The 17,875-nt window shown below is 69.8% G+C and carries 15 protein-coding genes, 2 rRNA genes and 1 pseudogene (1 of these 18 running past the window's edge); 9 read left to right on the forward strand and 9 right to left on the reverse strand.

Translation table 11 applies throughout. From position 1 onward, the window contains the following. The 3 genes and pseudogenes from OG594_RS03155 to OG594_RS03165 all read left to right on the forward strand — a co-directional run. Window positions 1–1,380, forward strand: a 23S ribosomal RNA gene (locus OG594_RS03155); it begins 1,743 nt to the left of the window's first position. Window positions 1,381–1,458: 78 nt separating this feature from the next. Then, window positions 1,459–1,575: ribosomal RNA gene (gene rrf, locus OG594_RS03160) — 5S ribosomal RNA — on the forward strand. 130 nt (window positions 1,576–1,705) lie between these two features. After that, window positions 1,706–2,277, forward strand: a pseudogene (locus tag OG594_RS03165) (GNAT family N-acetyltransferase). Window positions 2,278–2,326: 49 nt separating this feature from the next. Here the strand turns inward: OG594_RS03165 and OG594_RS03170 are convergent. The 6 genes from OG594_RS03170 to OG594_RS03195 all read right to left on the reverse strand — a co-directional run bounded on the left by OG594_RS03170 (window position 2,327) and on the right by OG594_RS03195 (window position 9,418). Then, complete coding sequence (locus tag OG594_RS03170; RefSeq protein WP_266594948.1) at window positions 2,327–3,856, reverse strand: type VI secretion protein; 1,530 nt, start codon at window positions 3,854–3,856, stop codon at window positions 2,327–2,329. Window positions 3,857–3,858: 2 nt separating this feature from the next. Then, window positions 3,859–5,274: an ATP-binding protein gene (locus OG594_RS03175; RefSeq protein WP_266594949.1), complete on the reverse strand. Its 1,416-nt coding sequence runs from the start codon at window positions 5,272–5,274 to the stop codon at window positions 3,859–3,861. A 19-nt stretch (window positions 5,275–5,293) separates the two neighbouring features. Then, window positions 5,294–6,856 carry an SCO6880 family protein gene (locus OG594_RS03180; protein ID WP_266594950.1) on the reverse strand — a complete coding sequence of 521 codons (1,563 nt, stop codon included), beginning with the start codon at window positions 6,854–6,856 and terminating at the stop codon, window positions 5,294–5,296. After that, entirely contained in the window at window positions 6,853–8,181 is a 1,329-nt protein-coding gene (locus OG594_RS03185; protein ID WP_266594951.1) for a hypothetical protein, read from the reverse strand. The genes OG594_RS03180 and OG594_RS03185 overlap by 4 nt, the downstream gene beginning before the upstream one ends. Then, complete coding sequence (locus tag OG594_RS03190) at window positions 8,171–9,007, reverse strand: hypothetical protein (RefSeq protein ID WP_266594952.1); 837 nt, start codon at window positions 9,005–9,007, stop codon at window positions 8,171–8,173. Before OG594_RS03190 ends, OG594_RS03185 begins: the two co-directional genes overlap by 11 nt. Window positions 9,008–9,109: 102 nt before the next feature. Beyond that, complete coding sequence (locus OG594_RS03195) at window positions 9,110–9,418, reverse strand: hypothetical protein (protein WP_008742356.1); 309 nt, start codon at window positions 9,416–9,418, stop codon at window positions 9,110–9,112. Window positions 9,419–9,816: 398 nt separating this feature from the next. On the opposite strand from OG594_RS03195, the gene OG594_RS03205 reads away from it, so the two are divergent. Further along, entirely contained in the window at window positions 9,817–10,971 is a 1,155-nt protein-coding gene (locus tag OG594_RS03205) for an alpha/beta hydrolase (RefSeq protein WP_323185161.1), read from the forward strand. A 256-nt stretch (window positions 10,972–11,227) separates the two neighbouring features. Here the strand turns inward: OG594_RS03205 and OG594_RS03210 are convergent, their stop codons facing one another. Continuing rightward, entirely contained in the window at window positions 11,228–12,061 is an 834-nt protein-coding gene (locus OG594_RS03210; RefSeq protein WP_266594953.1) for a pentapeptide repeat-containing protein, read from the reverse strand. A gap of 74 nt (window positions 12,062–12,135) precedes the next feature. Between OG594_RS03210 and OG594_RS03215 the strand changes: the two genes are divergently transcribed. The 5 genes from OG594_RS03215 to OG594_RS03235 all read left to right on the forward strand — a co-directional run bounded on the left by OG594_RS03215 (window position 12,136) and on the right by OG594_RS03235 (window position 17,484). Next, on the forward strand, window positions 12,136–12,744 hold the full coding sequence (locus OG594_RS03215; RefSeq protein WP_266594954.1) for a LysE family translocator: 609 nt from the start codon (window positions 12,136–12,138) through the stop codon (window positions 12,742–12,744). 51 nt (window positions 12,745–12,795) lie between these two features. Further along, on the forward strand, window positions 12,796–13,587 hold the full coding sequence (locus OG594_RS03220) for a thioesterase family protein (protein WP_266594955.1): 792 nt from the start codon (window positions 12,796–12,798) through the stop codon (window positions 13,585–13,587). 64 nt (window positions 13,588–13,651) lie between these two features. Next, window positions 13,652–15,472 (forward strand): serine/threonine-protein kinase, encoded by a 1,821-nt coding sequence (locus OG594_RS03225; protein ID WP_266594956.1) that lies wholly within the window; start codon window positions 13,652–13,654, stop codon window positions 15,470–15,472. A 74-nt stretch (window positions 15,473–15,546) separates the two neighbouring features. Further along, window positions 15,547–16,551 carry a bifunctional lytic transglycosylase/C40 family peptidase gene (locus OG594_RS03230; RefSeq protein ID WP_266602559.1) on the forward strand — a complete coding sequence of 335 codons (1,005 nt, stop codon included), beginning with the start codon at window positions 15,547–15,549 and terminating at the stop codon, window positions 16,549–16,551. Window positions 16,552–16,755: 204 nt separating this feature from the next. Then, the gene (locus OG594_RS03235; protein WP_266594957.1) at window positions 16,756–17,484 is read left to right on the forward strand and encodes a phosphatase PAP2 family protein; all 729 of its coding nucleotides are present in this window, start codon (window positions 16,756–16,758) and stop codon (window positions 17,482–17,484) included. Window positions 17,485–17,507: 23 nt separating this feature from the next. On the opposite strand, the gene OG594_RS03240 is transcribed toward OG594_RS03235, so the two are convergent. Together OG594_RS03240 and OG594_RS03245 are read right to left on the reverse strand one after the other, a co-directional pair. Continuing rightward, window positions 17,508–17,663: a hypothetical protein gene (locus OG594_RS03240; protein WP_266594958.1), complete on the reverse strand. Its 156-nt coding sequence runs from the start codon at window positions 17,661–17,663 to the stop codon at window positions 17,508–17,510. Next, window positions 17,663–17,875 carry a hypothetical protein gene (locus OG594_RS03245; protein ID WP_266594959.1) on the reverse strand — a complete coding sequence of 71 codons (213 nt, stop codon included), beginning with the start codon at window positions 17,873–17,875 and terminating at the stop codon, window positions 17,663–17,665. Before OG594_RS03245 ends, OG594_RS03240 begins: the two co-directional genes overlap by 1 nt.

Raw genomic sequence — 17,875 nt, forward strand, 5'->3', positions numbered from 1 at the left:
GCCGAGCCGATTGTGGTGAAGTGGATGATCCTATGCTGTCGAGAAAAGCCTCTAGCGAGTTTCATGGCGGCCCGTACCCTAAACCGACTCAGGTGGTCAGGTAGAGAATACCGAGGCGTTCGGGTGAACTATGGTTAAGGAACTCGGCAAAATGCCCCCGTAACTTCGGGAGAAGGGGGGCCATCACTGGTGATAGCACTTGCTGCTTGAGCTGGGGGTGGCCGCAGAGACCAGCGAGAAGCGACTGTTTACTAAAAACACAGGTCCGTGCGAAGCCGTAAGGCGATGTATACGGACTGACGCCTGCCCGGTGCTGGAACGTTAAGGGGACCGGTTAGTGACCTTTCGGGGTTGCGAAGCTGAGAACTTAAGCGCCAGTAAACGGCGGTGGTAACTATAACCATCCTAAGGTAGCGAAATTCCTTGTCGGGTAAGTTCCGACCTGCACGAATGGCGTAACGACTTCTCGACTGTCTCAACCATAGGCCCGGTGAAATTGCACTACGAGTAAAGATGCTCGTTTCGCGCAGCAGGACGGAAAGACCCCGGGACCTTTACTACAGTTTGATATTGGTGTTCGGTTCGGCTTGTGTAGGATAGGTGGGAGACTTTGAAGCAGCCACGCCAGTGGTTGTGGAGTCGCCGTTGAAATACCACTCTGGTCGTGCTGGATGTCTAACCTCGGTCCGTGATCCGGATCAGGGACAGTGTCTGATGGGTAGTTTAACTGGGGCGGTTGCCTCCCAAAGGGTAACGGAGGCGCCCAAAGGTTCCCTCAGCCTGGTTGGCAATCAGGTGTTGAGTGTAAGTGCACAAGGGAGCTTGACTGTGAGACCGACGGGTCGAGCAGGGACGAAAGTCGGGACTAGTGATCCGGCGGTGGCTTGTGGAAGCGCCGTCGCTCAACGGATAAAAGGTACCCCGGGGATAACAGGCTGATCTTCCCCAAGAGTCCATATCGACGGGATGGTTTGGCACCTCGATGTCGGCTCGTCGCATCCTGGGGCTGGAGTCGGTCCCAAGGGTTGGGCTGTTCGCCCATTAAAGCGGTACGCGAGCTGGGTTTAGAACGTCGTGAGACAGTTCGGTCCCTATCCGCTGTGCGCGTAGGAATATTGAGAAGGGCTGTCCCTAGTACGAGAGGACCGGGACGGACGAACCTCTGGTGTGCCAGTTGTCCTGCCAAGGGCATGGCTGGTTGGCTACGTTCGGGAGGGATAACCGCTGAAAGCATCTAAGCGGGAAGCCTGCTTCAAGATGAGTATTCCCACCTCCTTGAGAGGGTAAGGCTCCCAGTAGACGACTGGGTTGATAGGCCAGATGTGGAAGCCCGGTAACGGGTGAAGCTGACTGGTACTAATAGGCCGAGGGCTTGTCCTCAGTTGCTCGCGTCCACTGTGTTAGTTCTGAAATAACGAACAGCTGTGTCCATGCCAGCGTGTTCAAATTTCATAGTGTTTCGGTGGTCATAGCGTTAGGGAAACGCCCGGTTACATTCCGAACCCGGAAGCTAAGCCTTTCAGCGCCGATGGTACTGCAGGGGGGACCCTGTGGGAGAGTAGGACGCCGCCGAACAATCATTGTGGGAAAGCCCCGCACCAACCCGTTAAGGGTTCGGTGCGGGGCTTTTCTGCGTTTACGGCCCGGTGTTCGGAGCCGGAAAACGCAGGTGAGCCGGGGGCGGTACGTCGTTAAGATCCCCGGCATGAGCGATGACTATGTGATCAGGGCCGTACGGGGCGACGAGTGGGAAAAGGTCAAGGAGCTGCGGTTGGTGGCGCTCCGCGATCCGGCCGCGGCCGTGGCTTTCCTGGAGACCGAGGAGGGGGCTCTCGCCCAGGGCGACGAGTACTGGCAGCAGCGTGCCGCGGGGGCTGCTGAGGGGCGGGGTGCCCGGCAGTTCATCGCCGAGGCTGCTGACGGGCGGTGGGTCGGGTCCGTGACCGTACTCATCGAGGCGCAGGGCGGCACGGACTACTTCGGTGAGCCCATCAGCAGCAGCAGGGCCACGTGGTCGGGGTGTTCGTACGGCCCGAGCAGCGGGGGAGCGGGCTCGTGGAGAGGCTCTTCGACGCCGGGCTCGATTGGGCCTGGTCGCTGGAGGAGCCGGTGACCGAGCGGGTGCGGCTGTTCGTGCACGAGGACAACCCGAGGGCGGAGAGCTTCTACCGGCGGTACGGCTTCGAGCTGAGCGGCCTGCTGATATCGCTGGAGACGGGTGCCAAGGAGCGGGAGTACGTCCACGTGCGGCCGGCCGGGCCCGGCGCGAGCGTGTGAGAAAGGAAGAGGACGCGTGGGGGACGCTCGTCGTGCGGGGGCCGGGCCTTTAGGGGAGCGTGGCTTCCGGCCAGCGGGAGCGGGCCTGTTCGCGGCTGCGGCACAGGGCGAGCAGGGGGAGCAGGGGGACCGTTCCCTCGGTCAGGAGTTCCGGGAGCTGGGGGATCGGGGCCACGGCGGCCACGTCGTCCAGTACCAGGGTCAGTGGTGGGTCGAGCCGACCGTGGGATGACCGTGCGGCCATGCGGCGGCCGTGCTCGACCACGTGAGAGGCGAGTGCGGTGAGCAGGGGCATCGCACCCGGGTGGGTGCGGGGATCCTCCAGGGCTTCACCCACCAGGTAGAGGGTGCCCCCTTCGGCGACGAATGATGCCAGGGCGAGGGCATCGGCTCGGTTCGAGTTGCAGGCCTCGCGGATGTGGATCGAGGTCAGGCAGGACAGGGCACGGGCCGTCAGGCTCTGCGCGAGTTCACGGCGTTCGGGGTGGGCGGTGAGGGCGCTCTCCAGTTCGCCGGCCGCGCCGGGGGCGGCCTGGGGATGGGTGCGCAGGATGCGGACCGGGTCCTGGGCGCTGTTGCCCTGGGCCCAGCGGTGGAGCAGTTTGAACGGGCGGTCGTCGAGGGCGGCGGCCTGGAGCCAGCTGCGCAGGAGGGTTTCTGCGGTGTCGGCCACCGCCGCGTCCATGCGGGCCTGGGGGCGTACGGGGGCCAGCAGGGCGACCGCGCGGGCGGCGGCGGTGTCGCGGTCGGCGCAGCCCTCGGCCGGGTTCCAGTGCATGCGGGCCGGGGTGTCGCACAGGTGGGAGGGGTCGTACAGGAGGACCGGGCCGAGTTTGGCGCGGGCGTCCTTGGTTTCGGCCCAGAGGGTGGGGGAGGAGGTCACGACGAGGGCGGCTCCCTCCGTCTCGCGGGTGCGGTGGGCCGCGGCGCGCAGGCGGTCGTCGGGGGCGCCGTACGTGAGCCCGTGCGTGATTCCGTGCGTGATTCCGTGCGGGGCGGCGGTGACGGTGGTGGCTGCGGGCTGGGGGGCGTGGCCGAAGCCGTAGCGGTATGCCTCGTCGTTCGGTCTGGTGTGGGTGCCGGGGGCGCTGCCCCCGGACCCCCGCGCCTCAAACGCCGGCGGGGCTGGATTGGCGGCGGCCGCCACCGCCGGCTGGGTGGGCGCTGGTAGGGAAGCGGGCCCCGGTGCGGGGACCTGGGCCTCCTGCTTCGCCAGGGCGCGGCGGGACTTGGTGCGCGCGATCACGCCGATGGCGAAGACGGTGAGTACGAACATCACCAGGAGCTGGCTGACGAACAGGCCCCAGAAGAGGCCCCAGCCCGACAGGGCCGCCGGGTCGGTGTCCGGCCAGGCGGCGGGGATGTCGTGCGGTTGCGCTATCAGGGCGCGGACGGCCCCCGGGGTCCGGGTGAAGGTGACGGTGTCGGGCCAGGTGCCGTTCGCGAAGACGGCCGCGAGGCCGGTGGCCGACCAGACGAGGACGGCGAGGCCCAGGAGGAAGGCCAGGAGGCCGACCAGCAGGCCGTCCGGGATGCCGCCGCCGCGTGCGGGGGGCTCCGTACGTCGTGCCTCGTGCATGGTCAGGCCACCGTGGTCGCGGATCCGGGGCCGCCGCGGCGGCGTTCGATGGACAGGGCCCGTTCCTCAGCCTCCAGTTCGGCGGCGAGCAGGTCGGCGGGGAGGCGGTTGGGGGTGGAGGACTCGGTCATGGCGCGGTCGGTGAAGACGAGGGGGCGTTCGGCCTCGGTGATCAGGTGTTTGACCACCTGGACGTTGCCGTTGACGTCCCAGACCGCGATGCCGGGGGTGAGGGTCGGGATGATTTCCACCGCCCAGCGTGGGAGGCCGAGTACGCGGCCGGTGGCGCGGGCCTCGTCCGCCTTCTGGGCGTAGATCGTTCTGGTCGAGGCCATCTTGAGGATGGCCGCGGCTTCGCGGGCGGCGGCGCCGTCGACGACGTCGGAGAGGTGGTGGACGACGGCGACGAAGGACAGGCCGAGGCGGCGGCCGAACTTCAGCAGGCGCTGGAACAGCTGGGCCACGAAGGGGCTGTTGATGATGTGCCAGGCCTCCTCGACCAGGAAGATGCGCTTCTTCCGGTCGGGGCGGATCCAGGTGTGCTCCAGCCAGACGCCGACGATCGCCATGAGGATCGGCATCGCGATGGAGTTGCGGTCGATGTGGGAGAGGTCGAAGACGATGAGGGGCGCGTCGAGGTCGATGCCGACGGTGGTGGGGCCGTCGAACATGCCGCGCAGGTCGCCGTCGACGAGTCGGTCGATGACGAGCGCGACGTCGAGTCCCCAGGCCCGGACATCGTCTATGTCGACGTTCATCGCGTGCGCGGATTCGGCCTCGGGGTGGCGCAGTTGCTCGACGATGTCGGTGAGGACGGGCTGGCGGTCGCGGATGGTGTCGACGACGTAGGCGTGGGCGACCTTGAGGGCGAAGCCGGCGCGCTCGTCGAGGCCGTGGCCCATGGCCACCTCGATGATGGTCCGGAGCAGCGCGAGCTGGCCGGTCGCGGTGATGGCCGGGTCGAGGGGGTTGAGGCGGATCCCGTCGTCGTTGGCGGCGATGGGGTCCAGGCGGATGGGGGTTATCCCCAGCTGCTGGGCGATCAGGTTCCACTCGCCGACGCCGTCCTCGCCCTGGGCGTCGAGGACGACGACCTGGCGGTCCTTGAAGCGGAGCTGGCGCAGGACGTAGGTCTTTTCGAGGGCTGACTTTCCGTTTCCGGATTCGCCGAGGACCAGCCAGTGGGGGGCCGGGAGCTGCTGCCCGTACAGCTGGAAGGGGTCGTAGATGTAGCCCTTGCCGCTGTAGACCTCGCGGCCGATGATGACGCCGGAGTCGCCGAGGCCGGGGGCGGCGGTGGGCAGGTAGACGGCTTGCGCCTGCCCGGTGGAGGTGCGGACGGGCAGGCGCGTGGTTTCGACTTTGCCGAAGAGGAAGCTGGTGAAGGCGTCCGTCAGGGCGGACATGGGATCTCGCATGGGCGGCACTTCCCTCCAGCTAGCGTCGGATGCCGGTGGCGAACGGCAAGGTGTTGACGAAGGCGCGGTGGTGCTCGCGGTCGCACCATTCCAGCTTCAGGTAGGACTTGCCGGCGGAGGCGCGGATCGTCCGCTTGTCGCGGGCGAGGGCCTCCGGCGAACGCGAGGACACCGTGATGTACCCGACGAGGTTGACTCCCGCCGCACCGCTGGCGAGATCTTCACCTCTTTGGTCGAGCCGGCCGTGCGCGGCGATGTCGCGGGGGTCGACGGTCCGGTTCATCTTGGCGGCGCGGGAGGCGTCGGCCTCGTCGTTGGTCTTCTCGGTGAGCATGCGCTCGATGGCGACCTCGGTGGGCTCCAGGTCCATGGTGACGGCGACCGTGCGGATCACGTCGGGGGTGTGGACGAGCAGCGGGGCGAGGAAGTTGACGCCGACGGGCGTCATCGGCCACTCCTTGACCCAGGCGGTGGCGTGGCACCAGGGGGCGCGGGTGGAGGATTCGCGGGTCTTGGCCTGGAGGAAGGTGGGCTCGACGGCGTCGAGCTCGGCGGGCCAGGCGTTGCGCTTGGTCATGGCCTGGATGTGGTCGATGGGGTGGTCCGGGTCGTACATGGAGTGCACGAGGGAGGAGAGGCGGCCCTGGCCGAGGGGCTGGCGGACACGGATGTCGGCCTCGGCGAGGCGGGCGCAGATGTCGGTGAGTTCGCGGGCCATGACGATGGCGAGGCCGGTGTCGCGGTCGAGCTTGCGGCCCTTGTGGGGGGTGCCGGCGCGGGCGATGGCGTTGGCCTCGGCGGCGAGTTCGCGCGTGTAGTGCATGCAGGCGACGAGGTACGCGCGGTGCTGCTCGGAAGAGGTGGACACCATCGACTGGAGCTGGTCGTAGGAGTCGCGGAGCCAGCCGGGGGCCTGGGTGTCGCCGCGCTGGGCCACGTCCTTGGCGTGCGCGTCGGGGTCGGCGGGGAGGGTGCGGGCGAGCATCTGGAGGCGGGTGACGAAGCCGTCGCCGTTGGCCACGTGCTTGAGGAGGGTGCCGAAGCGGTCGACGAGGGCTTCTTGGTCCTCGCTGTCGCGCAGGCCGACGCCGGGGCCCTCGATTTCGATGGCGGCGGTGACGGTGCGGCGGTCCGCGTGGAGGAGGACGGCGATCTCGTCGGGGCCGAAGGGGGCGGCGAGCCAGTTGATGCGGCCGATGCCGGGGGGCGGGCCGACCTCGACCTCGCGGCCGTCGGAGCCGCGGATGCCGGCTTCCATGGCGCCCGAGCGGTAGGTCGTACCGCGGCGCAGGGTCCGCTTGTAGCTGCGGCTGATCTCGAACCAGCGGTAGAAGGTGCGGCCCTTGTACGGGACGTACACGGCGGCGAGCGCGACCATGGGGAAGCCGGCGAGGCTGACGATGCGCAGGGTGAGGTCGGGGACGAGCAGTCCGCTCATCATGCCGAAGAACGCCCCGGCGATGATCAGGGCGATCTCGCCGGTCTCGCGGTTCTTGCCGACGATCGCGTTCGGCCGGGCCCGGCCGATGAGATACGTGCGGCGGGGCGCGACCGGGTGCAGCTGGTGGGACTGGGTCGTCAACGCCCGTCACCTCCTGTGTTCCTCGTGCTCGAGCTCGTGCGGGGCGGGGGTGCGGCGGAGGGGACAGATCCGCCGCCGGCTCCGCCGCCGGAGGTGGGTCGGCTGCTGTGGGCGGCCACGCCTCCGGAGAGGGGGTTGGCGGGGCGGGGCGCGTTGTTGCCGCCGCTGCCGCCGTCGCCGCGGTGGGCGCCGCGGCTGCTGTGGGTCTTGATGCCCTGCGAGACGAGGGAGGCCGGGGAGCTGATGACGGCGGCCGCCCGGGCGCCGTCGGTGGCGTTGCTGCGGTTGGAGTGGGCGGAGGCGATCTCGTCGCCGAAGCCGGGGACGAAGCGGTAGATCATCGCGGAGGCGAAGATCGCCAGGAGGATGATGGCGAGGCCGGTGACGACGGCGGAGAAGGCGTTGGGGCCCTTTTCGCCGGTCAGGGCGCCGGCGAGGCCGAGGACGATGACGATGACCGGCTTCACGAGGATGACGGCGATCATGATGCCGGCCCAGCGGCGGACGTGGCCCCAGAGGTTGCGGTCGACGAGCCCGGAGTAGACGACGACGCCGAGGAGGGCGCCGACGTAGAGGAGGGCGGCCCGGATGAACAGCTCGAGGTAGAGGACGCCGGCGGCGAGGACGGTGACGAGCGCGACGACGATCAGCATGATCGGGCCGCCGCCGATGTCGTCGCCCTTCTTGAGGGCTTCGGTGAAGGAGCCGAAGAAGACGTCGGTCTGGCCGCCGGTGGCGGAGGCGATGACGGCGGTGACGCCGTCGGTGGCGGAGACGACGGTGTAGAGGATGAGGGGGGTGAAGGCGGAGGCGAGGACGGTGAGCCAGAGGAAGCCGATGGCTTCGGACATGGCGGTGGTGAGGGGGACGCCGCGGACGGCTCGCTTGGCGACGGCGAAGAGCCAGAGGACGAGGGTGAGGATGGTGGAGGCGGCGAAGACGACGGAGTACTGCTTGAGGAAGGCGGGGTTGGTGAAGTCGACTTCGGCCGAGCCCTTGACCGCTTCGCTGAGCTTGGTGACGATCCATGCGGCGGCGTCGGCGCAGCCGCGGGCTAGGGAGGCTAGGGGGTTGAGGGCCTCTCCGCTGTCGCTGGGTGCCAGTCCTGTCCCGGGGGTGCTGCCGGATGTGCCCGTTCCGCCCTGGCAGTACTGCTTGGAGGGGCCGTCGAGCAGGGCGCAGGGGTCAGCGGTCGAGGAGGGTGTGGGAGTCGGCGTCGGCGTCGGTACGGGAGCGGCGTGGGCGCGGCTGGCCAGGGCTAGCACGGCGACGTGGGCCGAGGCGATCAGGCCTAGCCGGGTGGGCAGCCGGAGGCTAGCGGGCATAGGTGAATCCCCCGAATTCCTTGATGGCCTTGCTCATGTCGTCGGACGTCGACACGGGGACATCGCCGGGAACCGGGGCGGGCCCGTCCTGCTGGGTGTCGTCGACGACTTTCCAGTCCTCGCCGATCCAGCTCAGTTCGAAGGTCCAGGTCCCCCAGAGGGTCCGCACCGGGTCGGTGGACTTGGTGCCGGACATGCCGATCAGACCGGTGTACCAGACGGCGATCTTGGCTCTGGTCGGGGTGTAGCTCTCCACGCGGGTGCCGATCGGAACGGTACGGGTGACGAAGGTGCTGCCCTGCGGGGCGTTGCCGTTGGCGTCGAGCCCCATCTTCGCGAGGAAGTCGGCCGAGTAGGCCTCGTCCTGTGGGGCCTTCGCGCGAGCCGCGACGTCAGGCGCGAAGATTCCTTCCACCAGGGCGTGCCGGGAGTTCTTCTTGAACATGGCGTCAGAACCCAGTGCCACTGCGAAGTTGGCGGCGGCCGACTGGGCTCCCTGTTCGTCGTGGGCGAAGCCCTTGGGGATGCCCGCCGATGTGCCCGTCACCGGGTTCGTGCCCGTGGCGGCCGTGGAGGAGTCCGTCGGGGGTTTGTCCGAGGCGGGGTCCGAGGGGGTGTCCGGGGCCGAGTTGGCGAAGGCGATGGCGGCGATCAGGAGGACCACCACGCCGACCACCGTGATCAGGCTGCGGGAGGTGCGCGGGGTGCGGCGGGCGGGGCCGTAGGGGTCGGCCGGGGGGTCCGGGAGGCGGGTGCGGGTCTGGCCGGTGCCGCCGACCTCGCCGTGGCCGCCGGCGCCGCCGTACTGGTCGTCGTCGTTGCTCATTGCCTGTCCGCCCCCTCCGCGTCGTACGACGGTAGCGCTGGTTCCCGCGTGGATGTGGTGTGGTGATGCGTCATCAGCTACGGGGCCCGGCGCGCGACCCGGCTAGACGGCCATCCCGTAGACGATCGTGAACAGCGTCCCGAGGGAGCCGATGATGAAGACTCCGGTGAGTCCGGCCACGATCAGGCCCTTGCCCTGTTCCGCGCTGAACGTGTCGCGCAGGGCGGTCGCTCCGATGCGCTGTTTGGCCGCTCCCCAGATGGCGATGCCCAGGCAGAGCAGGATCGCGACGGCCATGACCACCTCGATCATGACCTTCGCTTCGTTGCCGAGACTGCCGAAAGGCCCCCAGTTCGGGGCGATTCCGCCGATGATGGTGGTGATGTCGCCTTTTTCAGCTGCCAGGATCATGTAACTCACCGCCCCTGTAAGGGTAGTTCCGGACGCCCCTCGCCCGACGGCAGGGGTCACGCACTATCTTCGCTGATGAAACCGCCGCCGTCGTCGACTTGACGGCTCTCTTTACTCGATCTCGCGGCCCGCGCTCCGCTTCCGCGCTCTGACCTGGGCGGGTGCGGCGTGTACGCGCGCGAACGTGCGGTCACTCTGTGTATCACGGGGGGTGACGCCGGGCAATGATTGTCGTCTCGACGTACGGGGGGTGGGGTGAGGGGCCGCCGTTCGGAGCAGTGGTGTGGCGTGTCGTTGGGCCGGCCCGCCGACATGCGTCCGATCCTCGTCCAGTCGTTTCATCGGTGCGCGAGCGGGTGTCGGCGGGGTTGTCAGTGGGGTGCGGCAGGCTGGGGAGCATGACGACTCCATGGACTCTCGCGGACCTCGAGGCGGCCATCCGGGCGGGATGGTCGGCTGAGACCTGCGAGCCCTCCGACATCACGAAGATCCCCTGGACTCCGGAGAATCCGGCGTGGGGGCACTGTGACATCACGGCCCTCGTGGTGCAGGACCTCGTGGGCGGGGACCTGATGCTGGGCGAGGTGTTCCACGACGGCCGGCAGGAGGGCTTCCACTGGTGGAACCTGCTGCCCGGCGGGATCCGGATCGATCTGACGCGGGAGCAGTTCCGGCGGGGGGAGACGGTCACGCCGGGGCGGATCGTGAAGCGGCCGGGCGGGCGGTTGCGCAGGAGGTGGGAGGAGTACCAGCTGCTGCGGCAGCGGGTCATCGACAAGCTGGGGCCGTTGCCGGGGGCGATGGTGATGCCGGACGGGCGGCGGCTCGCCTATACGGATTTCGGGGGGTCGGGGGCGCCGCTGCTGGCGTTGCACGGGCACTTCCAGGAGGGGGCGGGGGCCTTCGAGTGCCTGGCCCGGGAGCTGGGTCCGGCGTGGCGGGTGATCGCCTTGGACCAGCGGGGGCACGGGAGGTCCGACCGGGCGGCGGAGTACACGCGGGACGGGTACGTGGCGGATGCGGCGGCCCTGCTGGAGCAGTTGGGGCTGGGGCCGGCGGTGGTGCTGGGGCATTCGCTGGGCGGGGTCACTGCGTACCAGCTCGCGGCGCGGCGGCCGGATCTGGTGCGGGCGGTGGTGGTCGAGGACATCGGGGCGGTGGTCGACGGCGACCTGTCGTTCGCGCGGGAGTGGCCGAGACGGGCCGCGACCCGGGCCGGGTTCCTGGCGGGGGTGGGGAGTTCGGCGCCGTACCTGGAGGGGTCCTTGCAGGAGTATCCGGACGGGTGGGGGACCGCGTTCGAGGTGGAGGACATGGTGGAGTCCCAGCGGGGGCTGAACGGGGACCACTGGGGGGACTGGCTGGGGGTGCGTCAGCCGACGCTGCTGGTGCGGGGGGATCGGAGCGGGGTGCTGTCGGCGGAGCACGCGCGGGAGATGACGGTGCGGAGGGCGGGGGTGCGGTTGGTGGAGCTGCCGGCGGGGCATGCGGTGCGGGTCGGGGACCCGGAGGGGTTCTGCACTGCCGTGCGGGGGTTTTTGGCGCGGGTGTGAGGTGGCCGCCGCCACTGTCACCGGCGGGGCTGAGGGATTGGGGCTCCGCCCCCGGCCCCGCGCCTCAAACGCCGGCGAGGCTGGAACTGCGGGGCTCCGCCCCCGGGCCCCGCGCCTCAAGCGCCGGCGGGGCTGGAACTGCGGGGCTCCGCCCCGGGCCCCGCGCCTCAAGCGCCGGCGGGGCTGGAACTGCGGGGCTCTGCCCCTGGTCCCGCGCCTCAAGCGCCGGCGGGGCTGGGAGGGTGGGGGTGGGGGCTTAGGGCCAGTGGGTGGGGTGGGTGAGGGTGGGGGGGATTTGGGTGGTGGGGTCGCCCTGGGCTGCGTTCAGCTGGGCCTGGGTGAGGAAGATGGCGCCGCGGAGGTCCGCTCCGCGGAGGTTGGTGTCGCGGAGGTCCGCGCCGATCAGGTCCGCAGTGCGGAGGTCGGCGCGGGAGAGGTCGGCGGCGATCAAGTAGGCGCCGCGGAGGTTCGCGCCGCGGAGGTCGGCTCCCGCCAGGCGGGCGCCCATCAGGTCGGCGCCGCGGTGGTTCTTCTTGCGGCCCGGCACCTTCGCGCGTACGAGTTCGCTGGTCTTCAGCAGCAGGGTGTTGATCTGCTGGCGGAGGGGACCGACGTCCAGGTCGGCCAGGGCCTCTGCGTCGGCGCGGGTCCACTCCTCCGTCTCCGCCAGGGCCCGGCGCAGCTCCGCGTGGACCGGGCCGGCGGCCGGGAGGGTCAGGGACTCGCTGACGTAGAAGAGCAGCTCGTGCAGCTGCCGCAGCACCGGGAAGACCTCGAACATCTGGCGGGCCGTGCCCGGGTGGGTGCGCCAGTCGCGGCCGCCGAAGGTGACCTGGGAGGTCTGCTGGCCCGCGCCGAAGCAGTCGAAGACCGTGCAGCCCTGGAAGCCCTTGTCGCGCAGCCGGGTGTGGATGCCGCAGCGGAAGTCCTGCTGGAGGTTCTTGCAGGGGGTTCCGGCGGGCTTGTTCACGGCGAAGTCGTTGGACTTGGCGAAGGGCAGCGCCACGCAGCACAGCGCGAAGCAGTTCGCGCAGTCGGCCTGCAGGACGGGCAGGTGAGCGGGGAGGTCGGCGGCGGGGGTGTTCGGCACGTAGTCCATTGTCCCCCGCCGCGCCGGGTGCTCGGGGTCTTGATCCACGGGGCGGCGGCGGTGAGCATCCCCGTATGACAGAAGTGATCGCAGTTGCTGTTATTACTCTCCTCGCCGTGATCAGTCCCGGTGCCGACTTCGCCATGGTGGTCCGCAACAGCTATCTCTACGGGCGCCCCACCGGGCTGTTCGCCGCCGCCGGGGTCGCGGCCGGCGTGCTGGTCCACGTCTCCTACACGATGCTCGGGGTCGGTCTGTTGATCGCCTCCTCCACCGCGCTGTTCACCGTGATCAAGCTGGCGGGTGCGGCCTATCTGGTGTGGATCGGGATACGCACCTTCCGGGCGCGGGCCGAGGTGACCGTCGACCTGGAGTCGAAGCCGCAGCTGACCCGGCTGGGGGCGATGCGGTCGGGGTTCTTGACCAATGTGCTCAATCCGAAGACGACGCTGTTCGTGGTGTCGACCTTCACGCAGGTGGTGAACCCGCAGACGCCGGTGTGGCAGCAGGTGGGCTACGGGCTGTTCATGTCGGCGGCGCACCTGGGCTGGTTCGGGGCGGTGGCGCTGTTCTTCTCCGTCTCACGGCTGCGCGACCGGATGCTGAAGGCGCAGAAGGCGCTGAACCGGGCCATCGGGTCGGTGCTGGTGGGGCTGGGGGTGGGGTTGGGGTTCGCCCGCTGAGCGGATCGCCGGGTCTGGTGTACGGAGTTACCTGTCGGTAGCGTGGCCGGTATGGGTGCTGCCGAGGGTTTCTTCGAGAGGGTCGACGCCGGGCGGTTCCTGGCCACCGAGTACACGCGGGGGCCGTGGGACCCGGGCTCGCAGCACGCCGGGCCGCCGGCCGCGCTGCTCGGGCGGGCCGTCGAGGAGCGGCCGGGTGCGCGGACGGACATGCGGACCGCCCGGATCACGTACGAGATCCTGCGCCCGGTGCCGATCGGCGAGCTGGAGATCACCACCAGTGTGCTGCGGGCCGGGCGCGGGACCGAGGTGGTCGAGGCGGCCCTCGCGCCGGCGGGCGGCGCGCCCGTGATGCTGGCGCGGGCCCTGCGGATCCGGATGGCCGAGGAGGCCGTGCCGGCCGTCGTCCCGGGGCCGCAGTTGCCGCCGCCCGGGGAGGTGGAGGTGACGCCGTTCTTCCCGGTGCCGTGGGAGACGGGCTACCACTCGGCCATGGAGACTCGGTTCACCGAGGGAGCCTTCGTCGAGCTGGGTCCCGGTACCTGCTGGATGCGGATGAAGGTGCCGCTCGTCGTCGGGGAGGAGACCAGGCCGCTGGACCGGGTGCTGATCGCCGCCGATTCGGGGAACGGGATCAGCTCGGTGATGGACTTCGGGCGGTACGTCTTCATCAACGGTGACCTGACCGTCCATCTGCACCGCCATCCGGTGGGCGAGTGGGCGTGCGTGGAGGCCCGTACGAGTGTGGACGCGGCCGGGATCGGGCTCGCGGACGCGCTGCTGCACGACGAGAAGGGGCCCATCGGGCGGAGCGCGCAGAGTTTGTTCGTCGCACCCCGGTAACGACGGCCCGGACAACCCAACCCCCTTGTCAGAGCAGGGGCGTGGGTGTGGCAGGCTCGTGCGGATGGAGGCCCTCAGAGATACGGATCCCGCGCACATCGGGGCGCAGGTACTGCTGGCCCGGCTCGGCGCCGGTGGCATGGGACAGGTGTACCTCGGGCGGTCGCCGGGGGGCCGGCTGGTCGCCATCAAGGTGATCAAGGAAGAGATCACCGGGCATCCGGAGGCCCTCGCGCGGTTTCGCCGGGAGGCCGAGACGGTCCGCGCGGTGCGCTCGGCGTACACGGCGAACCTGATCGACGCGTCGCTGGCGGCGCCTCCCTACTGGCTCGCCACCGAGTACGTGGCCGGGCCCACCCTGAGCCACGCGGTGCGTGCGTACGGTGCCGTGCCCGCCGCCGCGTGCCGCAGGCTGTTCGCCGCGCTGGCGGAGGGTCTGGCCAGCGTGCACGCGTACGGGGTCACGCACCGGGACCTCAAGCCGCAGAACGTCATCCTGGGCGCGCAGGGGCCGCAGCTGATCGACTTCGGCATCGCCAAGGGCGTGGCCGAGACGGCTCTCACGCAGGACGGCACCGCTCCGGGCACTCCCGGCTACACGGCTCCCGAGGTGTTGTTGCGGGGCGAGGCGGCGGATGCCGCGGACGTCTTCGCACTGGGCGCCACGATCGCCTACGCGGCGACGGGCCGGGCGCCGTACGGGACGGGGGACCCGACCGCCGTCAACTTCCGTGCGGTCCACGGCGAGATCGACGTCGAGGGCGTGGAGCCGGACCTGGCCGCGCTCGTCAAGGCCTGCGTGGCGACGGAGCCGGGGGCCCGGCCCGTCCTCGCCGAGATCATCCGGCGCTGTGCGGTGGACTCGGCTCTGGTCGACGACCCGGTGTACGCAGCGCTGACGGGGGCCGCGGGCGGGGCCGCACAGGTGCCGGGGCTGCCGTCCACGATCGGTCCGGGGCTGCCGGTCGGCTCGGGCTACGTGCCGACGTACGTTCCCGCCGGCCAGGCCCAGGCCCAGGCCCAGGCCCAGGCCCAGGGTCAGGGTCAGGCCCAGGGCGACGGTCAGGGGCAGGGCCGGGACGCCGGTCTGCGGCGTCTGCCGCGTTGGGCGCTGGCGGCCGTCAGCGGTCTGGTGGTGGGCGGCCTCGTCACCGGCGGGTACGTGTTCCTCCAGGACGGGAACGGCAAGGAGACCGGGGGAACCGGGGGAGGGGCGCGGGCGGGCGCCACCCCGACCAGCCCGGCCACGCCCGGCGGACCGGCCGGAGGACCGGCCGGACCGTCCGGTTCCGGCCAGCCGGCGTCGAGCCCCTCCGCCTCCTCCCGGGACGGCGCCGGTGGGTCGGAGGCCGTGCCCGACCACATCGAGCCGAACAAGGTGTCGCGGGACCTGTGGACCAGTGGTGGTCCGGGCGGCGGGAGCTGCAACCTGCCCGCTGAGGAGCCGGCGCGGTTCCTCGTGGCTTCCGTGGTCGACGCCGACGACCCGAAGGCGCAGACGATCACGGGCAAGGTCAAGATCCGCGTGTACCTGAAGCCGTACAACACGGAGGACGGCGCCTACGCAGTCTCCGTCGGGGTCAAGCCCCCGCACGAGATCGACGAGAGCAACCAGCGTCCGTTCGAGTTCGTCAAGGACTTCAACCACGGCATCGGCTACACCAGCAAGCCCGTCGACCTCAAGGACCCGGCCACCGGCGGCGAGGTGGAGCTGACGTATCCGGACGACTTCGCCACGCAGTTGGTGGACAACGAGGGGACGAAGAAGAAGTTTCCGGCCATTCCGCTCGCCAATGATCCCGGTGACTGGACCGTGCTGTTCTACCGGGTCCGGGGTGTCAAGGAGTACAGCAGTCTCTACTGCACCGGCTTTCCGGTGAAATAGTGCCGGGTCTGGCCGGTGAATCCACTGTCAGGTGACGTTCCATGAGGCAGTGTTGACGAGTGCGCAAGTTCTGGATGGCAAGCGGGCTCGGGATCGGTGCGTGCCTGACCTTCGTGGTTCTGCTGGTCGTCGGTACGTACTCGGCGGCGGCAGGGATCGCGAACAGCGGCAGGCAGGGTGCCGTCGGACTGGTCAAGGGGTCGGTTCCGGCGATCTATCAGCCGCTGGTGGAGAAGTGGGGAAACCTTTGCCCCGCCCTCAACCCGGCTCTGCTGGCAGCGCAGCTCTACACGGAGAGCGGCTGGAAGCCCGACGTGGTGAGTCACGCCGATGCGCGCGGCATCGCCCAGTTCATCCCCGGAACCTGGGCCACTTACGGCATCGACGGCGACGGTGACGGCGATCGTGACATCTGGGATCCCAAGGACGCCATCCCCTCGGCCGCCTCGTACGACTGCCAACTCGCCAAGGACGTCGCCCAAGTACCGGGAGACCGTTCCGACAATATGCTCGCCGCCTACAACGCCGGCCCCTATCGCGTGATCAAGGCCGGGGGTGTGCCTCCGATCAGTGAGACGCAGGGCTACGTGAAGTCCATCCGGTCCCTGGAGAAGAGCTTCGCGCGGCCCGTCGGGCGGGTGGCGCCCTCGCAACAGGCCGCCGGGGCCATCTACTTCGCGCAGAAGCAGCTCGGGACGCCGTATCTGTGGGGCGGCAACGGGACGCCCGATCAGGACGGGCGGTTCGACTGTTCCGGGTTGACCAAGGCCGCGTACGAGACCGTGGGGATCGAGTTGCCGCGGGTGGCGAACGACCAGTACAACGCCGGGGCGCACCCTACGCGCGATCAACTCCTGCCCGGTGACCTCGTCTTCTTCTCCGATGATCTGACGAACTCTCGGGAGATTCGGCACGTCGGGCTCTACGTGGGCGGCGGGTACATGATCAACGCCCCTTATACCGGCGCCGTCATCCGGTTCGACAAGATCGACACCCCTGACTACTTCGGTGCGACGCGCGTGACCAAGGACGGTGCGGAGGCCCTTCCGACGCGTCCCGCCGCCAGTCCGGCGGCTTAGCAACTCTCCGTAATGCGAAGGCCCTGAGCTGCGACGATGGGTCACTCTTCGATAACGTTGGAGTGATCATTGCGTGGAGAATGGAACGCAGGAGCCAGAACGGGCGTTCCATGAACGCGGGGGTTGATCAAGTGGGGGGCGGAGGGGCGCACACAGGGGTGCGTTCCGCAGGGGACCACGGCAAGGGCAAGGGGCCGCATCACCATGGCTGGACTCACAACAGGTGGGCCGAACGTGGATGTCAGCCTGCTGTACGAGATCAACGGAGTCGCCCGGTACGCCCCCGCGTGGCTGGACCGGGTCGTGAGCCTGGCCGGGGAGTACGGGATCCTGCTGGCCCTGGTGCTTTTGGTCCTGTGGTGCTGGCGCAGAACCCGCCGGCAGGACGGGGCCGCCACCGTCGAGACCTTCGCCGCACTCGTCTGGGCCCCGTTGGCCGCCGGACTGGCGCTGATCGTGAACGTGCCGCTGCGTGAATTCGTGGGGCGGTCGCGGCCGTTCCGCCAGCACGAGGGCCTGCAAGTGATCGATCCCGACTTCGGGTGGGGGCTCGGCCGCACCGAGTTCTCCTTCGTCAGCGGCCACACCACGCTCGCGATGGCCCTGGGCGTGGGCCTGTTCGTGGCCAACCGGAAGTTCGGCCTCCTTGGGATCGGGCTGGCCTTCGCCGAGGGCCTGTGCCGGGTCTACATGGGCATCCACTACCCGACCGACGTCATCGGCGGCCTCGCGCTCGGCACCGCCGTGGCGCTCCTGCTCGCGCCGCTCGCGATGGCGGTGCTGACCCCGGCGGTGCGGGCGGTGGCCCGTTCCCGGCGCGGGGGCTGGCTCGTACGGGCCAAGAACCCGGCGCTGCCCCGGCCGGTCGGCCTCCCGCAGGCACCGACGCCGCCCGCGGGGCAGCGCACGCACGAGAGCGACCTCGCCGCCTGACGGCGCCCTTGGTGCGGCCGGGATCAGCTCTGCGCGTACGCGTTCCATACGGCGAGCAGCGCGGCCGCCACCAGGCACAGCAGCGCCGCCCCGAAGAACACCCGCACCGCCTTCGGCCGGGAGCGCGTCCGGGACCGGGTACGGATACGGGTACGGATACGAGTGCGGGTCCGGGGCATCAGGGATCGCCGCCGTCGGTGTCGCGGCGGTAGCGGGAACGCAGCCACCAGCCGGTCGCCGCGGCGGCGGCCGAGGTGAGCCCGACGGCCAGGGCCACGTCGGCCGGGCTGTCCGCCGAGCCCACGGGTCCGGCCCAGGCCGCGGCGGCCGGGGCGGACACGATGAGCAGGGCCCAGAGGAGGGTCGCGAGGCGGGCTGCGGAACCTGGCAT

The organism is Streptomyces sp. NBC_01214 (assembly GCF_026340975.1).
Lineage (GTDB): Bacteria > Actinomycetota > Actinomycetes > Streptomycetales > Streptomycetaceae > Streptomyces.

What these genes read in the sequence shown, in the direction of transcription:
- OG594_RS03170 (WP_266594948.1), bottom strand. Translation starts at nt 3,856, where the DNA reads ATGCACGAGGCACGACGTACGGAGCCCCCCGCACGCGGCGGCGGCATC.
- OG594_RS03175 (WP_266594949.1), bottom strand. Translation starts at nt 5,274, where the DNA reads ATGCGAGATCCCATGTCCGCCCTGACGGACGCCTTCACCAGCTTCCTC.
- OG594_RS03185 (WP_266594951.1), bottom strand. Translation starts at nt 8,181, where the DNA reads ATGCCCGCTAGCCTCCGGCTGCCCACCCGGCTAGGCCTGATCGCCTCG.
- OG594_RS03190 (WP_266594952.1), bottom strand. Translation starts at nt 9,007, where the DNA reads ATGAGCAACGACGACGACCAGTACGGCGGCGCCGGCGGCCACGGCGAG.
- OG594_RS03195 (WP_008742356.1), bottom strand. Translation starts at nt 9,418, where the DNA reads ATGATCCTGGCAGCTGAAAAAGGCGACATCACCACCATCATCGGCGGA.
- OG594_RS03205 (WP_323185161.1), top strand. Translation starts at nt 9,817, where the DNA reads ATGACGACTCCATGGACTCTCGCGGACCTCGAGGCGGCCATCCGGGCG.
- OG594_RS03215 (WP_266594954.1), top strand. Translation starts at nt 12,136, where the DNA reads ATGACAGAAGTGATCGCAGTTGCTGTTATTACTCTCCTCGCCGTGATC.
- OG594_RS03220 (WP_266594955.1), top strand. Translation starts at nt 12,796, where the DNA reads ATGGGTGCTGCCGAGGGTTTCTTCGAGAGGGTCGACGCCGGGCGGTTC.
- OG594_RS03225 (WP_266594956.1), top strand. Translation starts at nt 13,652, where the DNA reads ATGGAGGCCCTCAGAGATACGGATCCCGCGCACATCGGGGCGCAGGTA.
- OG594_RS03230 (WP_266602559.1), top strand. Translation starts at nt 15,547, where the DNA reads ATGGCAAGCGGGCTCGGGATCGGTGCGTGCCTGACCTTCGTGGTTCTG.
- OG594_RS03235 (WP_266594957.1), top strand. Translation starts at nt 16,756, where the DNA reads ATGGCTGGACTCACAACAGGTGGGCCGAACGTGGATGTCAGCCTGCTG.
- OG594_RS03240 (WP_266594958.1), bottom strand. Translation starts at nt 17,663, where the DNA reads ATGCCCCGGACCCGCACTCGTATCCGTACCCGTATCCGTACCCGGTCC.
- OG594_RS03245 (WP_266594959.1), bottom strand. Translation starts at nt 17,875, where the DNA reads ATGCCAGGTTCCGCAGCCCGCCTCGCGACCCTCCTCTGGGCCCTGCTC.